At 64.4% G+C, this 15,127-nt stretch carries 16 protein-coding genes and 1 tRNA gene; 12 read left to right on the top strand and 5 right to left on the bottom strand.

Annotated elements, in window-relative coordinates:
* Positions 1 to 219: 219 nt before the first annotated feature.
* Positions 220 to 1,437 (bottom strand): CaiB/BaiF CoA transferase family protein, encoded by a 1,218-nt coding sequence (locus IVB19_RS36610; RefSeq protein WP_026233020.1) that lies wholly within the window; start codon positions 1,435 to 1,437, stop codon positions 220 to 222.
* Between the two features lie 176 nt (positions 1,438 to 1,613).
* Positions 1,614 to 2,039, bottom strand: a complete 426-nt coding sequence (locus IVB19_RS36605; protein WP_007598424.1) for an organic hydroperoxide resistance protein — start codon at positions 2,037 to 2,039, stop codon at positions 1,614 to 1,616.
* A 155-nt stretch (positions 2,040 to 2,194) separates the two neighbouring features.
* Here IVB19_RS36605 and IVB19_RS36600 point away from each other — a divergent pair, with 155 nt between their 5' ends.
* Entirely contained in the window at positions 2,195 to 2,656 is a 462-nt protein-coding gene (locus IVB19_RS36600) for a MarR family winged helix-turn-helix transcriptional regulator (protein ID WP_018455754.1), read from the top strand.
* A 16-nt stretch (positions 2,657 to 2,672) separates the two neighbouring features.
* Here the strand turns inward: IVB19_RS36600 and IVB19_RS36595 are convergent, their stop codons facing one another.
* The 3 genes from IVB19_RS36595 to IVB19_RS36585 all read right to left on the bottom strand — a co-directional run bounded on the left by IVB19_RS36595 (position 2,673) and on the right by IVB19_RS36585 (position 3,603).
* Positions 2,673 to 2,915, bottom strand: a complete 243-nt coding sequence (locus IVB19_RS36595; protein WP_018455755.1) for a GIY-YIG nuclease family protein — start codon at positions 2,913 to 2,915, stop codon at positions 2,673 to 2,675.
* Positions 2,916 to 3,050: 135 nt separating this feature from the next.
* Positions 3,051 to 3,126, bottom strand: a tRNA-Ala gene (locus IVB19_RS36590).
* A gap of 66 nt (positions 3,127 to 3,192) precedes the next feature.
* Positions 3,193 to 3,603, bottom strand: a complete 411-nt coding sequence (locus tag IVB19_RS36585) for a TIGR02300 family protein (RefSeq protein ID WP_007598417.1) — start codon at positions 3,601 to 3,603, stop codon at positions 3,193 to 3,195.
* A gap of 112 nt (positions 3,604 to 3,715) precedes the next feature.
* Between IVB19_RS36585 and aroA the strand changes: the two genes are divergently transcribed.
* The 11 genes from aroA (at position 3,716) to IVB19_RS36530 (ending at position 15,116) form a co-directional block, all read left to right on the top strand.
* On the top strand, positions 3,716 to 5,113 hold the full coding sequence (aroA, locus tag IVB19_RS36580) for a 3-phosphoshikimate 1-carboxyvinyltransferase (RefSeq protein WP_143273208.1): 1,398 nt from the start codon (positions 3,716 to 3,718) through the stop codon (positions 5,111 to 5,113).
* On the top strand, positions 5,110 to 5,748 hold the full coding sequence (gene cmk, locus IVB19_RS36575) for a (d)CMP kinase (RefSeq protein WP_018455758.1): 639 nt from the start codon (positions 5,110 to 5,112) through the stop codon (positions 5,746 to 5,748). Before aroA ends, cmk begins: the two co-directional genes overlap by 4 nt.
* Positions 5,749 to 6,015: 267 nt before the next feature.
* Positions 6,016 to 7,722, top strand: coding sequence for a 30S ribosomal protein S1 (gene rpsA / locus IVB19_RS36570; RefSeq protein ID WP_027566167.1), 1,707 nt, complete (start codon positions 6,016 to 6,018; stop codon positions 7,720 to 7,722).
* 264 nt (positions 7,723 to 7,986) lie between these two features.
* On the top strand, positions 7,987 to 8,967 hold the full coding sequence (sppA, locus tag IVB19_RS36565; RefSeq protein ID WP_018455760.1) for a signal peptide peptidase SppA: 981 nt from the start codon (positions 7,987 to 7,989) through the stop codon (positions 8,965 to 8,967).
* Positions 8,968 to 9,139: 172 nt separating this feature from the next.
* On the top strand, positions 9,140 to 9,445 hold the full coding sequence (locus IVB19_RS36560; RefSeq protein ID WP_007598410.1) for an integration host factor subunit beta: 306 nt from the start codon (positions 9,140 to 9,142) through the stop codon (positions 9,443 to 9,445).
* Positions 9,446 to 9,516: 71 nt separating this feature from the next.
* Positions 9,517 to 9,909 carry a lipopolysaccharide assembly protein LapA domain-containing protein gene (locus IVB19_RS36555; RefSeq protein WP_204513028.1) on the top strand — a complete coding sequence of 131 codons (393 nt, stop codon included), beginning with the start codon at positions 9,517 to 9,519 and terminating at the stop codon, positions 9,907 to 9,909.
* 82 nt (positions 9,910 to 9,991) lie between these two features.
* The gene (locus IVB19_RS36550; protein ID WP_018455762.1) at positions 9,992 to 10,663 is read left to right on the top strand and encodes a phosphoribosylanthranilate isomerase; all 672 of its coding nucleotides are present in this window, start codon (positions 9,992 to 9,994) and stop codon (positions 10,661 to 10,663) included.
* A complete protein-coding gene (trpB, locus tag IVB19_RS36545; protein WP_018455763.1) occupies positions 10,660 to 11,877 on the top strand; it encodes a tryptophan synthase subunit beta in 1,218 nt (405 codons plus the stop codon). The genes IVB19_RS36550 and trpB overlap by 4 nt, the downstream gene beginning before the upstream one ends.
* Positions 11,874 to 12,710, top strand: a complete 837-nt coding sequence (gene trpA, locus IVB19_RS36540) for a tryptophan synthase subunit alpha (protein WP_018455764.1) — start codon at positions 11,874 to 11,876, stop codon at positions 12,708 to 12,710. The genes trpB and trpA overlap by 4 nt, the downstream gene beginning before the upstream one ends.
* Before the next feature lie 124 nt (positions 12,711 to 12,834).
* On the top strand, positions 12,835 to 13,776 hold the full coding sequence (gene accD, locus IVB19_RS36535; RefSeq protein ID WP_018455765.1) for an acetyl-CoA carboxylase, carboxyltransferase subunit beta: 942 nt from the start codon (positions 12,835 to 12,837) through the stop codon (positions 13,774 to 13,776).
* Entirely contained in the window at positions 13,773 to 15,116 is a 1,344-nt protein-coding gene (locus IVB19_RS36530; protein WP_204513029.1) for a bifunctional folylpolyglutamate synthase/dihydrofolate synthase, read from the top strand. The genes accD and IVB19_RS36530 overlap by 4 nt, the downstream gene beginning before the upstream one ends.
* Positions 15,117 to 15,127: the final 11 nt, after the last annotated feature.

Raw genomic sequence — 15,127 nt, 5'->3', positions numbered from 1 at the left:
AAGTAAACCTCCCTTGGGCCGTCAAAAATGATCGCTTGCGCTAGCAGCGCCATATGACGTTCACATGACTGTGTAAGCGGCCGAAACGAAAGCGGCAAGCGCTGGAAAAGGGAAGCCGTCAAATAGGCGAATGCCGCGCGCGCAGCGTCCTCCGTTCGCGGTGCACAGAGCGCCCGCACCGCACTGCGGCATTGCCGTGGGATGTGGAAGGCGAGGGCGCTAGCGCTTGCGCTCGGGGCCGCAGACAGTGCCCTGCTCGACCATCGCGTCGATCTCGGACCTGGAGTAGCCGAATTCGCCCAGGACCTCGGCGGCGTGCTCGCTGAATTTCGGCGGCAGGCGCCGCAGGCTCGGCTTGCTGCGGTCGAGCCGGATCGGCGACGCCACGCCCTTGTACCAATCCTTCTCGATAATATCGCCGCGCGCGATCGTGTGCGGGTTGGTCAATGCCTGGTCGATCTTCTGCACGGGGCCGGCGGGCAGGCCCGCGGCGAGCAGGCGATTGCACAGCGGCTCGGCCTCGTGCTGGCTGAACACGGCGGCAAGCTCGGCCCGCAGCGCCTCGCGATTGCCGATGCGATCCTTGTTGCGCGCAAAGCGCGGATCGGTGCCGAGCTCGGGCTTGCCGATCTCCTTGGCGAGCTTGCGGAAGGTGCCGTCATTGCCGACGCCGATGAAGATGTCGTCGGTCTTGGTCGGGAAGATCGCATAGGGCACGAGGTTGGGATGCTCGTTGCCGGTGAGCGACGGCGGCTTGCCATGCATGAAATAATTCGCGGTGTGCGGATGCATGATGGCGAGACCGGTCTCGTACAGCGTGGTCTCCAGGAACTGGCCCTGGCCCGAGCGCTGCCGCTCCGACAGCGCCATCAAGATGCCGATCGCCGCATAGAGGCCGGTGCCGATGTCGACCAGCGGCACGCCGATCCGCATCGGTCCGCTCTCGGGCGAGCCGGTCGCCGCGATCATGCCGGTCATGGCCTGGATGATGGCGTCATAGCCGGGATTGCCGCCGCGCGGGCCGTCGGCGCCGAAGCCGCAGATCCGGCAATGCACGAGGCGCGGAAATTTCTCGCGTAACACCTCGTTGCCGATGCCCCATTTCTCCAGCGTGCCCGGCTTGAAGTTCTCGATCAGGACGTCGGCGCTCTCCAGCATCTTGAGCAGCACGGTCCGGCCGCCCTCGGAGGCGAGGTCGAGGCCGATCGAGCGCTTGTTGCGGTTGATGCCGATGAAATAGGCCGCGTCTTCCTCGTGGAAGGGAGGGCCCCAGTCGCGTACCTCGTCGCCTGCGGGCGGCTCGACCTTGATCACGTCGGCGCCATGGTCGGCGAGGATCTGGGTGCAATAGGGGCCGCCGAGCACGCGCGTCAGATCGATGACGCGCAGGCCGCTCATTGCACCCATGGCAGCTCCAGAACTGGCGGCTTCAGTCATGCCTTCGCGTCCCCTGTGTCGGTATTGATCACAGGCCTAACGAGGTTCGTCCGAGCCGGCAATGGCTTCGCGCGTAGGGCGTCATGCAGGCCGCTCGCCGCAATCCCGCGGGATGGCAAATCAAGGGAGGCGGCCGGCCCGAGGGGTATCTCGGGCCAGCCGCTTCAGCTAACCGATCAGACGACCGTCAGACGGACGTCGACATTGCCGCGCGTCGCGTTGGAATACGGGCACACCTGGTGCGCCTTCTCGACCAGCGCCTCGGCTTCCGCGCGGGCGAGGCCCGGCAGCGAGACGGCAAGGTCGATGTCGAGACCGAAGCCGCCGGCCGCGCGCGGGCCGATGCCGACGGTCGAGGTCACGGAGGCGTCGGCCGGAACCTTGGGGCCGCCCTGCGAGGACACGAACTTCATCGCGCCGATGAAGCAGGCGGCATAGCCCGCAGCAAACAGCTGCTCGGGATTGTTGCCGGCGCCGCCTCCGCCGCCGAGCTCCTTCGGCGTGGTGAGCTTGACGTCGAGCGCGCCGTCGAGGGTCGCGGCATGGCCGTCGCGGCCGCCGGTGGCCTTTGCGCTGGTCTTGTAGAGGACGTTCACTGACATTTTTGTCTCCCTGTGTTTTCGGGGTGGGGGCGCCATCTTTATCGCAGGCAATTAGATTGCGCGCAATTGAAATTATAGCGTCTCACATTTAATTGTTCGCAATTGAATGTAGCGACGGCCGGCCCCAGAATGGAGCAAGTCCTGTGAGATTCTCGATGCCCCGGAAACATTCGGCAGCGGACGCGCCGCTGCGCCTCGACAACCAGATCTGCTTCGCGGTCTATTCCGCCGCGCATGCGTTCAACCGCGTCTACAAGCCGCTGCTGGACCGGCTCGGCCTGACCTATCCGCAATATCTGGTGATGCTGGTGCTGTGGGAGCGCGACGACGTGCCGGTCAAGAGCATCGGCGAAAAGCTGCACCTGGATTCGGGCACGCTGACACCGCTGCTCAAGCGGCTCGAGGCGGCCCACCTCGTCAAGCGCACGCGCTCGAGCGAGGACGAGCGTCAGGTGCTGATCGCGTTGACGCCGCAGGGCCAGGCCTTGAAGGACAAGGCGCGGGCCGTGCCGCAATCGATTCTGGCGGCATCGGACTGCTCGGTCTCGGAGCTTGTCGCGATGAAGGACGAGATTGTGGCGTTGCGCGATCGGTTGAATGCGGTGATCGGGGAGTAGGGTTAGAGGTGCGCTCTTAGGACAGCCGCTTCTTTGTGAAGGCTCGGCCGGAGTGAGACTTCAGGTAGGCTTCAAAAGCGAGCGCTTTGTGCTTGTCAGGGAAGGCGCAGTACCAGATCAGCTTCCAAGGCTTGAACTTGGCAGTGTGGGTGGATTTGCCAGCATTGTGCTCTGGAAACCGGCGCTTCAGATCTTCCGTAGCCCCAACGTATTCCTGCTCGGGAAATTCGATGCTGCGGAGGATGTAGACGTACCACATTGACGATTATCGCCCGGGCAGCCGCTGCGTGGGAGTCTCACCAGTCCGTCTTCGCCCTTCGGGCTTCGCCGGACACCACGCTTCGCCCTTCGAGCTCCGCGCGGCTGCGCCACGCGTAGCCCGAAGGGCGAAGCGTGGTGGAGCCAGGCGGGATCGAACCGCCGACCTCTTGCATGCCATGCAAGCGCTCTCCCAGCTGAGCTATGGCCCCTTAACCGTCCGACGCGCCTTGGGCGACGCGTCGGGAAAGACCCAGAACCACAGTTCTGGAATTATCTCAAGTCTCTTCGTCACCGCCGACATCACCAATGATGTCGGTGACGTCCTCATCGCCTTCTTCGTCGTCGGCGATAAAGGTCGAATCATCGTCGTCATCGTCCTCGATAGTTTCATCGACTTCGATGTCGTCCTCGGATTCGGGCACGACGGCCTTGACCTTGCCGGTGTTCTCCTCGGCATCGGCCTCCTCGAGCGAGACCTCCTCGACCTCCGCCGGCTCTGGCGTGGCGTCGGCGGCAGCGGCTGCGTGACGGGCTTCGGCACCGCGGGGTGCGCGAGCCGGCGCGATGGGCGCGATCGGCACGACTTCACCGGTATAGGGCGAGATCACCGGATTCTTGTTGAGGTCATAGAACTTTTTGCCCGTGGTCGGGCAAATACGTTTAGTTCCGAGTTCGGACTTGGCCACGGCAGAGGAATCCTGGAAATGTCTGAAAAGCGGTGCTTCACTTGGCTAGTTGGCGGCCCGCTGTCAATAGCGCATTGCGGGAGAACGACATGCCCGTGACGGCGGGGAGACCATGTGGTACCTGCCCCGCGAGTCCCACAGGGACGTTTCGGGCCTACCCAAGGACACAAACTTGACCGATTCCGACAAGCCGACGCCGCTCCAGTCGCGCGCCAGCGGTCCCCTGACCGGGAAAGTAAGGGTGCCCGGAGACAAGTCGATCTCCCACCGTGCCCTCATCCTCGGCGCGCTCGCGGTCGGAGAGACGCGGATTTCGGGCCTCCTGGAGGGCGAGGACGTCCTTAACACCGCCAAATCCATGCAGGCGCTCGGCGCCGGGGTCGAGCGTACCGGAGATTTCGCCTGGAAGGTGAACGGCGTGGGTGTCGCAGGCTTCGCGGAGCCCAAAGCGCCGCTGGATTTCGGCAACTCCGGCACCGGCTGCCGGCTCGTCATGGGCGCCGTCGCCGGCTGTCCGATCTCCGCGGTTTTCGACGGCGATGCCTCACTGCGCAGCCGGCCCATGCGCCGGATCCTGGATCCCCTGGAAAAGATGGGCGCGAAGGTCGTCTCCGGCGGCGCGGGCGGCCGTCTGCCGCTGACCGTCCAGGGTGCGCGCGATCCGCTGCCGATCACCTACAAGACGCCTGTGGCCTCGGCCCAGATCAAATCCGCCGTGCTGCTCGCGGGCCTGGCCGCGCCGGGCGCCACGACCGTCATCGAGACCGAGGCCAGTCGCGACCACACCGAACTGATGCTCAAGCATTTCGGCGCCGAGATCACCTCAGTGCAAGAAGGTCAGCACGGCCGCCGTATCACGCTCGTGGGGCAGCCGGAGCTGCATGGCGCCAATGTCGTCGTGCCCGCCGATCCCTCGTCGGCGGCGTTCCCTATCGTTGCTGCGCTGATCGTCGAAGGCTCCGAAATCGTCCTGTCCGACGTCATGACCAATCCGCTGCGCACCGGTCTTTTCACCACGCTGCGCGAAATGGGTGCCTCGATCGAGGAAAGCGAAGTTCGTGGCGACGCTGGCGAGCCGATGGCAAAGCTGCGGGTACGCGCCTCGAAATTGCGCGGTGTCGAGGTGCCGCCGGAGCGTGCACCGTCGATGATCGACGAATATCTGGTGCTGGCGGTGGCGGCCGCCTTTGCCGAGGGCACGACCATCATGCGCGGCCTCCAGGAGCTGCGCGTGAAGGAATCCGACCGTTTGGAGGCCACCGCCGCCATGCTCCGCGTCAACGGTGTCAAGGTCGAGGTCTGCGGCGACGATTTGATCGTCGAAGGCCGCGGCCACGTTCCCGGCGGCGGCGTGGTGGCCACCCACATGGATCATCGCATCGCGATGTCCGCGCTGGTGATGGGCTGCGCCTCCGATCAGCCGGTAACCGTCGATGACACCGCCTTCATCGCCACCAGTTTTCCGGATTTCATCCCGATGATGCGTTCGCTTGGGGCCGATTTTTCATGATCATTGCCATCGACGGGCCCGCGGCGTCGGGCAAGGGCACCCTCGGCAAGCGCCTTGCCCACCATTACGGCTACCGTCACCTTGATACCGGCGTAATCTATCGCGCGGTGGCCTATTCCCTGATGCAGTCCGGTCATGATCTCCGGGACGAGGCGGCGGCGGTCGCTGCGGCGCTGGAACTCGATCCCGAAAAGTTCGGCAATCCCGCCCTGAAGACCCAGAAGGCCGGCGAGGGCGCCTCGATCGTCTCGGCGATCCCCAAGGTGCGCGAGGCCCTCATCAACTTTCAGCGGCAATTCGCCGCCGATCCGCCCGGCGCCGTGCTCGATGGGCGCGATATTGGAACCGTGATCTGCCCCCATGCCGACGTGAAGATCTTCGTCGTCGCCGACCCCAAGGTCCGTGCCCGCCGCCGGACCATGGAGGCCAAGGCGCGGGGCGAGGAGGCGGACGAGGCGGCCGTGCTCGCCGATATCATCCAGCGCGACGAGCGCGACAAGAACCGGGCGATCGCCCCCCTGAAGCCGGCTCCGGATGCTTACTTGCTAGATAACTCCCAACTGGATATAGAAGGCGGCGTCCGGGCCGCCATCGACATTATCGAGGCCGTCCGAGCGGGCCGGTCGCGGGGTTAAGCCGCTGCCGTCATTGGAGGAAGCGCCCGCTCCCGCTCTTTGAGGTCGATACTCTCGGTCCCTGCTCGGGGCCGACGCGATCCAGGTTCCGGACAAAAGATTTCCACGTATCGAACGCGCGGGCCTCAGCCGGCCCGCTTCCGCTGTTCCGCCCTCCAGGTCGGAGCAGCGAGCGGTCGCTCGAAGGTTCTGCGGACCTTCCGACACTGCGCGTACGGTGCGCCCAAGAACCCAACGGCCGGCATGACATCCGCAACTGGAGAACAAATGGCTTCGACTTCTGCTGATACCTATAGCCCGTCGCGCGACGATTTCGCCGCGATGCTCGACGAGTCCTTCGCAGGCGGCAACCTGCAGGAAAGCTCAGTCATCAAGGGCAAGGTTGTTGCAATCGAAAAGGACATGGCCGTCATCGACGTCGGCCTGAAGACGGAGGGCCGCGTTGCCCTGCGCGAATTTTCCGGCCCCGGCCGTGACAGCGAGCTCAAGGTCGGCGACGAGGTGGAAGTGTTCCTCGATCGGATCGAGAACGCCCTCGGCGAAGCCGTGCTGTCGCGTGACAAGGCGCGCCGCGAAGAGAGCTGGGGCAAGCTCGAGAAGGCCTTCCAGAACAACGAGAAGGTCAACGGCGTCATCTTCAACCAGGTCAAGGGCGGCTTCACCGTCGACCTCGACGGTGCCGTGGCCTTCCTGCCGCGTTCGCAGGTCGACATCCGTCCGATCCGCGACGTTGCGCCGCTGATGAACAACTCGCAGCCGTTCCAGATCCTCAAGATGGACCGCCGCCGCGGCAACATCGTCGTGTCCCGCCGCACGGTTCTCGAAGAGACCCGCGCCGAGCAGCGTCAGGAGCTGGTGCAGAACCTCGAAGAGGGTCAGGTCATCGACGGCGTGGTCAAGAACATCACCGATTACGGTGCGTTCGTTGATCTCGGCGGCATCGACGGTCTGCTGCACGTCACCGACATCGCGTGGCGCCGCGTCAACCACCCGACCGAGGTGCTCTCGATCGGCCAGACCGTGAAGGTCAAGATCATCAAGATCAACCACGAGACGCACCGCATCTCGCTGGGCATGAAGCAGCTGTTGGACGATCCGTGGCAGGGCATCGAAGCCAAGTACCCGCTGGGTGCCCGCTTCACCGGTCGCGTCACCAACATCACCGACTACGGCGCGTTCGTCGAGCTCGAGCCGGGCATCGAAGGCCTGATCCACGTCTCCGAGATGTCGTGGACCAAGAAGAACATGCACCCCGGCAAGATCGTTTCGACCTCGCAGGAAGTCGAAGTGCAGGTGCTGGAAGTCGATTCCGTCAAGCGCCGCATCTCGCTCGGCCTCAAGCAGACCATGCGCAACCCGTGGGAGGTCTTCGTCGAAGGTCACCCGACCGGTTCGACGGTCGAGGGCGAGGTCAAGAACAAGACCGAATTCGGTTTGTTCCTGGGCCTCGAGGGCGACGTCGACGGCATGGTCCATCTCTCCGACCTCGACTGGAAGCAGCCGGGCGAGCAGGTGATCGACAACTACAAGAAGGGCGACATGGTGAAGGCCGTGGTGCTCGATGTGGACGTCGAGAAGGAGCGCATTTCTCTTGGAATCAAACAGCTTGAAGGCGACCCCTTCGCCGAGCCGGGCGATGTCAAGAAGGGCGCGGTCGTGACCTGCGAAGTGATCGAAGTGAAGGAGAGCGGCATCGAGGTGAAGATCACCGGTACCGACTTCACCACGTTCGTGAAGCGCTCGGAGCTCGCTCGTGACCGCAACGATCAGCGCGCCGAACGCTTCGCCGTCGGCGAGAAGGTCGATGCCCGCGTGATCCAGTTCGACAAGAAGGCCCGCAAGGTCCAGGTGTCGATCAAGGCGCTCGAAGTCGCCGAAGAGAAGGAAGCCATCGCGCAGTACGGCTCTTCCGATTCGGGAGCAACGCTCGGCGACATCCTCGGCACCGCGCTCAAGAACCGCGACACCAAGTAAGCGAAACGCAGGTTTCACTGCATCAAAGCCCCGGCGCGAGCCGGGGCTTTTTTGTAGTGAGGTCGTCGCCCGGATGGGGCGAAGTGAAATCCGGGAAAGCCTCTCCGTGAGGCGAGAACCCCGGATTACGCTTGCGCTCCATCCGGGCTACGCGGCAGCCGGCCTTGTTTTCTTCTAATTGCGCCGCAATTGATGTATCCAGATAAGCCAATGGCGACGCTGCGACGGCACAACGCGCCTGGCCTTTCATTTGGAGATATTGAGATGTCACTCGATTCGGACATCATCGTCGATCGCCGCAGGATCCGCCGCAAGCTGACGTTCTGGCGCGTATTGGCCGCGCTGATCGCGATCGCGGCGATCGCAGGCTTCGCGCTGGTCGCGACGCCTGGTGCGCGCGGCACGTTCGCGTCCGCCGGCTCGATCGCGCGGGTCCAGATCGAGGGCCTGATCCGCAGCGATTCCGATCGCACCCAGGCGCTCGAGCGGCTGGAGAATTCGCAGGCCGCCGCCGTCATCGTTCACATCAATTCGCCGGGCGGCACCACCGCCGGCTCCGAGCAGCTCTATGATTCGCTTGTACGGTTGAAGGCAAAGAAGCCGCTCGTTGTCGTCGTCGAAGGCCTCGCCGCCTCCGGCGGCTACATCACCGCGATCGCCAGCGATCACATCATCGCCCAGCAGAGCTCGCTGGTCGGCTCGATCGGCGTGCTGTTCCAGTTTCCGAACGTCTCGGAGCTGTTGAAGACCGTCGGCGTCAAGGTCGAGGAGGTAAAGTCCACGCCGCTGAAGGCCGCGCCCAACGGTTTCGAGCCAACCAGCCCTGAGGCACGGGCGGCGCTCGATGCGTTGGTGAAGGATTCCTATGCCTGGTTCAAGGGATTGGTGAAGGAACGGCGTGGCATGGATGACACGCAGCTCGAGAAAGTGGTTGATGGCCGTGTCTTCACCGGACGCCAGGCCATCGATCTCAAGCTGATCGATCAGATCGGCGACGAGAAGACCGCCGTGACCTGGCTGGTCGAGCAGAAGGGCGTCAAGAAGGGGCTCTCCGTGCGCGATTACAAGCTGCAGCCGCGCTTCAGCGATCTGCCGTTCCTCAAGACGGCGGCCGCAGTAACGCTGGAAGCACTGGGTTTAGGCTCGATTGCGCATCAAATCGGACAAACCGGCGTCGCACAGGCGGTCGATCGGCTCGGAATGGATGGAATGCTCGCCTTGTGGCAGCCGGCGGCGTCGAACTGACCGGAACCGGGCGAGCCACAGAGGTTTTTCCCGTTCGGCGCGTGTAGGTCCAGCCCGCTTTTTCGGCATTTGTCACGTGTTTTCACGACGCTCAACCCTCATTTAGCGTCTTGACAGATCACGGTATTTTCACGGAAATGGTCGTCCGCACGCTCCCGGGTCCTATCTCTCGATGATCAAATCCGAACTTGTTCAGCGTATCGCCGAGCACAACCCGCATCTGTACCAGCGGGATGTCGAGAACATTGTGAATGCGATTCTCGAAGAGATCGTAGCGGCTCTCGCGCGCGGTGATCGCGTCGAGTTGCGCGGCTTCGGTGCCTTCTCGGTCAAGCATCGCCCTGCGCGCGCAGGGCGCAATCCGCGCACCGGCGCCCATGTGCCTGTCGATCAGAAGAGCGTTCCGTTCTTCAAGACCGGCAAGGAAATGCGCGAACGGCTGAATCGCGACCATCCGGATCCAGGCGCGCCAGACTGAGGTCCACCTCAGGGTTTCCCGCGGTCGCCAGTGATGCGGCCGCAACCTTGATTCAAGGCGAGCGAGCCGAGATGCGAAAATTCCTGAGCGCGCTGGTCGTGATTCCGCTGGGCCTGGTCCTGATGGTCTTTGCCGTCGCCAACCGGCATTTCGTCACGGTCTCGTTCGATCCCTTCGTTTCCAACGACCCGTCATTCTCGGCAACGCTGCCGCTGTTCCTGCTCCTGATCGTGGTGGCTGCGCTCGGGGTCCTCGTGGGCGGGTGTGCCGTCTGGTTCGGCCAGCGGCACTGGCGGCGTGCGGCGCGCCGGCATGACGCGGATGCCCGGGCCGCGCGAGGCGAGCTGGCTGATCTGCGGGCCCAGTCTGCCGCAGCAAGGCCTGAGTCCCAGCGCCTCCCCGTTCCCTCCGGTGTGGGGCTTTACGGGCCCGTCGGGCGAGACAAGCAGCGCGCGACGTTGTAGAAGCGGCCGCAACCGAAAAGCCCGTTTTCCGGCCGCGGACCCGCGGCCCTCCATTTGCTTTGAGCCCATATCCGTCGAGAACATGTCCTTGCTCGTCAAAATCTGCGGCCTGTCCACGCCCGAGACGCTCGAAACGGCGCTCGAGGCGGGTGCCGACATGGTGGGCTTTGTGTTCTTCCCGCCGTCGCCGCGGCATTTGTCGCTGGAAGCCGGCCGGGAGCTCGGCCGGCAGGTGAAGCGGCGCGCGCTCAAGGTCGCGCTCACCGTCGATGCCGACGATGCCACGCTCGACAACATCATGGACGCGCTGTCGCCGGACATTTTCCAGCTTCATGGCACGGAGAGCGTGGCCCGGCTGCGCGACATCAGGCAACGGGTCGGTCGTCCGGTGATGAAGGTCGTGCCGGTCGCAACGTCAGCGGATCTCGCCGTGCTGCCCGGTTACGCCGAGATAGCCGAACGCATCCTGTTCGATGCGCGCGCACCGAAGGACGCAACGCGGCCAGGCGGCCTCGGCGCACCATTCGATTGGCATCTGCTCGGAAACCTGGAGCTCGCGTTGCCGTATATGGTCTCGGGCGGCCTCAGCGCCGACAACGTCGCCGAAGCCGTTCGCGTCACCCGGGCCGGTGGCGTCGACGTCTCCTCCGGTGTCGAGAGCGCCCCGGGCGTGAAGGACCCCGAGATGATCAAGGCCTTCATTCGCGCCGCGCGCGCAAGCCAAGATGCAAGTCAAGAGTTGAGCGTCCGATGAATGTTGCAAAACCCAATTCCTATCGCAGCGGCCCCGACGAGCGCGGCCATTTCGGCATTTTCGGCGGACGCTTCGTTGCCGAAACCCTGATGCCGCTGATCCTCGATCTGGAGAAAGCCTACACCGAGGCCAAGGTCGACCCGGCCTTCCAGATCGAGATGAACGGCTATCTCAAGAATTATGTCGGCCGGCCCTCGCCGCTCTATTTCGCCGAGCGTCTGACCGAGCATCTGGGCGGCGCCAAGATCTACCTCAAGCGCGAAGAGCTCAACCACACCGGCTCGCACAAGGTGAACAACGTGCTCGGCCAGATCATGCTGGCGCGACGCATGGGCAAGAAGCGCATCATCGCCGAGACCGGCGCCGGCCAGCACGGTGTCGCCACCGCGACGCTGTGTGCGCGCTTCGGCCTGGAATGCATCGTCTATATGGGCGCCGTCGACGTCGAGCGGCAGCAGCCCAACGTCATCCGCATGGAGATGTTGGGCGCAACGGTCATTCCAGTGCAGTCGGGCACGCGCACGCTGAAGGATGCCATGAACGAGGCGCTGCGCGACTGGGTCACCAACGTGCACAACACCTTCTACTGCATCGGCACGGTCGCGGGTCCGCATCCCTATCCGACGCTGGTCCGCGACTTCCAGTCGATCATCGGCAACGAGACCAAGGTGCAGATGCAGGAGATCGAAGGCCGCCTGCCGGATTCGCTGGTCGCCTGTATCGGCGGCGGCTCCAACGCGATGGGCCTGTTTCATCCGTTCCTCGACGATTCCACCGTCGAGATCTTCGGCGTCGAAGCTGCGGGCCACGGGCTGACGCAACTGCATGCGGCGTCGATCGCGGGCGGTCGTCCCGGCGTGCTGCACGGCAACCGCACCTATCTCCTGATGGACGCCGACGGCCAGATCCAGGACGCGCATTCGATCTCCGCCGGGCTCGACTATCCCGGCATCGGCCCCGAGCACTCCTGGCTGCACGAGATCGGCCGCGTGAACTATCTCTCCGCGACCGACGACGAGGCCCTCGCAGCGTTCCAGTTGCTGTCAAAGCTGGAAGGCATCATCCCCGCGCTCGAGCCGGCACATGCCATCGCCAAAGTGATGGAGCTCGCGCCGAAGCGGACCAAAGATCACCTGATGGTCGTCAACCTCTCCGGCCGCGGCGACAAGGACGTCCCGCAGGTCGGCGACATCCTGAGGGGCAAGAGCAAGTGACCACGCGTATCGACACCCGTTTCGCCGAGCTGAAGAAAGCCGGCCGCTCGGCCTTCGTGACTTATGTGATGGCCGGCGATCCCGATCTCACGACGTCGCTCAATATCGTCAAGGCGTTGCCCAAGGCAGGCGCCGACGTGATCGAACTCGGTATTCCCTTCACCGATCCGATGGCGGATGGTCCCTCGATTCAGGCTGCCGGTCTGCGCGCGCTCAAGAACGGCATGACGTTGAAGAAGACGCTGGAACTGGTGCGTGATTTCCGCAAGGACGACAACGTCACGCCGCTGGTGCTGATGGGCTATTACAATCCGATCTACATCTACGGCGTCGACAAGTTTTTGGTTGATGCCAAGACGGCCGGGGTCGACGGCCTGATCATCGTCGATCTGCCACCCGAGGAAGACGAGGAGCTCTGCATTCCCGCGCTGAAGGCGGGCCTGAACTTCATTCGCCTGGCGACCCCGACCACCGACGACAAGCGCCTGCCCGCGGTGCTCGCGAACACGTCAGGCTTTGTCTACTATGTCTCTATCGCCGGCATCACCGGCGCAGCGGCGGCGGACGCCAATGCCGTTGGCGACGCGGTCGCGCGCATCAAGCGGCATACCAAGCTCCCGATATGCGTCGGTTTCGGCATCCGCACGCCGGAGGCGGCGCGCGCCATTGCCGAAAAGGCCAATGGCTCGGTAGTCGGCACCGCGCTGGTCGATGCGCTCAAGAACAGCCTCGATGCGGAAGGGCGCGCGACGGCCAAAACCGTCAACGCCGTCGCCGAGCTGACGGCGGCACTGGCCCAGGGCGTCAAGGGCGCGCAACAGGCGGCGGAATAGGCCTTAATTCCGCTGCCAAGTCCGACGAGCAAGGCGGACGATACGGCGGCTTGCCGGGCCGGGTCCCGGCCGCCATATATCCCTTCAGGTGGTCCCCAGGCGGGATCGCACATCGGAGCAAACCATGAACTGGCTTACCAATGTGGTCCGGCCGAAGATCCGCAACATGCTGCGGCGGGAGACGCCGGAGAATCTGTGGATCAAGTGCCCGGATTCCGGACAGCTCGTGTTCTACAAGGACGTCGAGGCCAACCAGTTCGTCATCCCCGGCTCGAACTATCATATGCGCATGAATGCGGTGGCGCGTCTGAAGTCGATTTTCGACAATGAGACCTGGTACGACGTCGCGCTGCCTGACGTCACGCCCGATCCGCTCAAGTTCCGTGACGAGAAGAAGTACGTCGATCGCATCAAGGATGCCCGCGCGCGGACCAATCTGAACGACGCGATCAAGGTCGGCTACGGCAAGCTCGAAGGTGCCGCCGTCGTCGTCGCGGTGCAGGATTTCGACTTCATGGGCGGCTCGCTCGGCATGGCCGCGGGCGAAGCCATCGTGCGCGGGCTCGAGCTCGCGGTCGAGAAGAAGTCACCCTTCATCGTGTTCGCCGCCAGTGGTGGCGCGCGCATGCAGGAAGGCATCTTGTCGCTGATGCAGATGCCGCGCACCACGGTCGCGGTGCAGATGCTGCGTGAAGCAAAACAGCCCTACATCGTCGTGCTGACCAACCCGACCACCGGCGGCGTCACTGCGTCCTATGCGATGCTCGGCGACGTGCAGATTGCCGAGCCCGGTGCGCTGATCGGTTTTGCCGGCGCGCGCGTGATCGAGCAGACCATCCGCGAAAAACTCCCCGAGGGGTTTCAGCGCGCCGAATACCTCAAGGAGCACGGCATGATCGACATGGTCGTGCATCGCCACGAATTGCGCCCGACCCTGGCGCGGCTCTGCCGACTGTTGACCAGGGCGCCGGCGCTTGAGACCGCGTCAAAGCCGGTGCAGCCGGTCGTCAGTCCGGCGCAGATTGTATCGGCTCCCGAAACGGCGCCGGCCGCGCCGCACGCGTGAACGCTTCCTCCGACCGCGCAAAGCCGCCGCTCGACGAATTGATCGGGCGGCTGTCGGCCCTGCACCAGAAACGCATCGATCTCGGGCTGGAGCGGATGCACCGCCTGTTCGAGCGGCTCGGTCATCCCGAGCGCAAGCTGCCGCCGGTGATCCACATCGCCGGTACCAACGGCAAGGGCTCGACGCTCGCTTATCTGCGCGCGACGCTGGAGGCAGCTAACCTGCGCGTCCACGCTTACACTTCACCCTATCTCGTTCGCATCAACGAATGCTTCCGGCTCGGCCGCGTCGGGGGCGGCGTGCTGGTCGGCGACGACGAGTTGCGCGCGGCACTGGAAGAGGTCGAGCGTGTCAATGCCGGCGAGCCGGCCACCGTGTTCGAGCTCAAGACGGCGGCTGCATTTCATCTGTTCGCGCGGAACCCGGCCGATGTGGTTCTGCTGGAGGTCGGCCTTGGCGGTCGGCTTGATTCAACCAATGTGGTTGACGCGCCGGCGGCCTGCGTGATCACGCCTGTCAGCATGGACCACATGGATTTCCTCGGTGACACCTTGACGTCGATCGCGGGCGAAAAGGCTGGGATCATCAAGCGTGGCGTGCCCGTGGTTTGCGCCGAGCAGCCGGCTGAGGCGATGGCCGTGATCGAGGCGCAGGCCAGGCGCATGCGCGCGCCGTTGTTTGCCGCGGGCGAGAGCTGGCATGTCAATGTCGAGAACGGGCGGCTGGTTTATTCCGATGAGCGCGGCTTGATGGATCTCACAGCGCCGCGCCTGTTCGGCCGGCACCAGTTCGACAATGCCGGTCTCGCCATCGCGACGTTGCGGGCCACCAACGCCTTCAAGATCAACCAGGCGGCGTTCGAGGCGGGGATCGTCGGTGCGGAATGGCCGGCGCGGATGCAGCGCATCGCTTCGGGCGAGCTGCTCGCTCTCGGCCCGCAGGGCTCGGAGATCTGGCTCGACGGCGGCCACAATGCGGAAGGCGGCCGCGTCGCGGCGGCCGCGCTCGGCGATCTCGAAGAGCGGGTGTCGCGGCCGCTGGTCGTGATCGTGGGCATGATGGCCAACAAGGACGCGAAAGGCTTTCTCGCCAATTTCGCCGGTCTGACCCGTCACATCATCGCAGTGCCGATTCCCGACACCGACAACGCGATGCCGGTCGACCGCCTTACGGATGCCGCCCGCAGCCTCGGCATGCGCGTCGAGCCCGCGCCCGGCGTGGAGGCCGCACTGCGCGCCTTGGCGAAGCTCGCCTACGAAGTGCCGCCGCGCATTCTGATCACCGGCTCGCTCTATCTCGCCGGCCACGTGCTCGCCATCAACGGCACGCCTCCTGTATAGTCTTCGCTCCA

This window comes from Bradyrhizobium sp. 187, from assembly GCF_023101005.1.
GTDB classification, from domain to species: Bacteria; Pseudomonadota; Alphaproteobacteria; order Rhizobiales; family Xanthobacteraceae; genus Bradyrhizobium; species Bradyrhizobium canariense_D.
The sequence above is the reverse complement of the archived record's forward strand: the minus strand, read 5'-3'. Positions and strand labels throughout refer to the sequence as shown.

What these genes read in the sequence shown, in the direction of transcription:
- IVB19_RS36610 (WP_026233020.1), bottom strand. Translation starts at nt 1,437, where the DNA reads ATGACTGAAGCCGCCAGTTCTGGAGCTGCCATGGGTGCAATGAGCGGC.
- IVB19_RS36605 (WP_007598424.1), bottom strand. Translation starts at nt 2,039, where the DNA reads ATGTCAGTGAACGTCCTCTACAAGACCAGCGCAAAGGCCACCGGCGGC.
- IVB19_RS36600 (WP_018455754.1), top strand. Translation starts at nt 2,195, where the DNA reads ATGCCCCGGAAACATTCGGCAGCGGACGCGCCGCTGCGCCTCGACAAC.
- IVB19_RS36595 (WP_018455755.1), bottom strand. Translation starts at nt 2,915, where the DNA reads ATGTGGTACGTCTACATCCTCCGCAGCATCGAATTTCCCGAGCAGGAA.
- aroA (WP_143273208.1), top strand. Translation starts at nt 3,716, where the DNA reads ATGTGGTACCTGCCCCGCGAGTCCCACAGGGACGTTTCGGGCCTACCC.
- cmk (WP_018455758.1), top strand. Translation starts at nt 5,110, where the DNA reads ATGATCATTGCCATCGACGGGCCCGCGGCGTCGGGCAAGGGCACCCTC.
- rpsA (WP_027566167.1), top strand. Translation starts at nt 6,016, where the DNA reads ATGGCTTCGACTTCTGCTGATACCTATAGCCCGTCGCGCGACGATTTC.
- sppA (WP_018455760.1), top strand. Translation starts at nt 7,987, where the DNA reads ATGTCACTCGATTCGGACATCATCGTCGATCGCCGCAGGATCCGCCGC.
- IVB19_RS36560 (WP_007598410.1), top strand. Translation starts at nt 9,140, where the DNA reads ATGATCAAATCCGAACTTGTTCAGCGTATCGCCGAGCACAACCCGCAT.
- IVB19_RS36555 (WP_204513028.1), top strand. Translation starts at nt 9,517, where the DNA reads ATGCGAAAATTCCTGAGCGCGCTGGTCGTGATTCCGCTGGGCCTGGTC.
- IVB19_RS36550 (WP_018455762.1), top strand. Translation starts at nt 9,992, where the DNA reads ATGTCCTTGCTCGTCAAAATCTGCGGCCTGTCCACGCCCGAGACGCTC.
- trpB (WP_018455763.1), top strand. Translation starts at nt 10,660, where the DNA reads ATGAATGTTGCAAAACCCAATTCCTATCGCAGCGGCCCCGACGAGCGC.
- accD (WP_018455765.1), top strand. Translation starts at nt 12,835, where the DNA reads ATGAACTGGCTTACCAATGTGGTCCGGCCGAAGATCCGCAACATGCTG.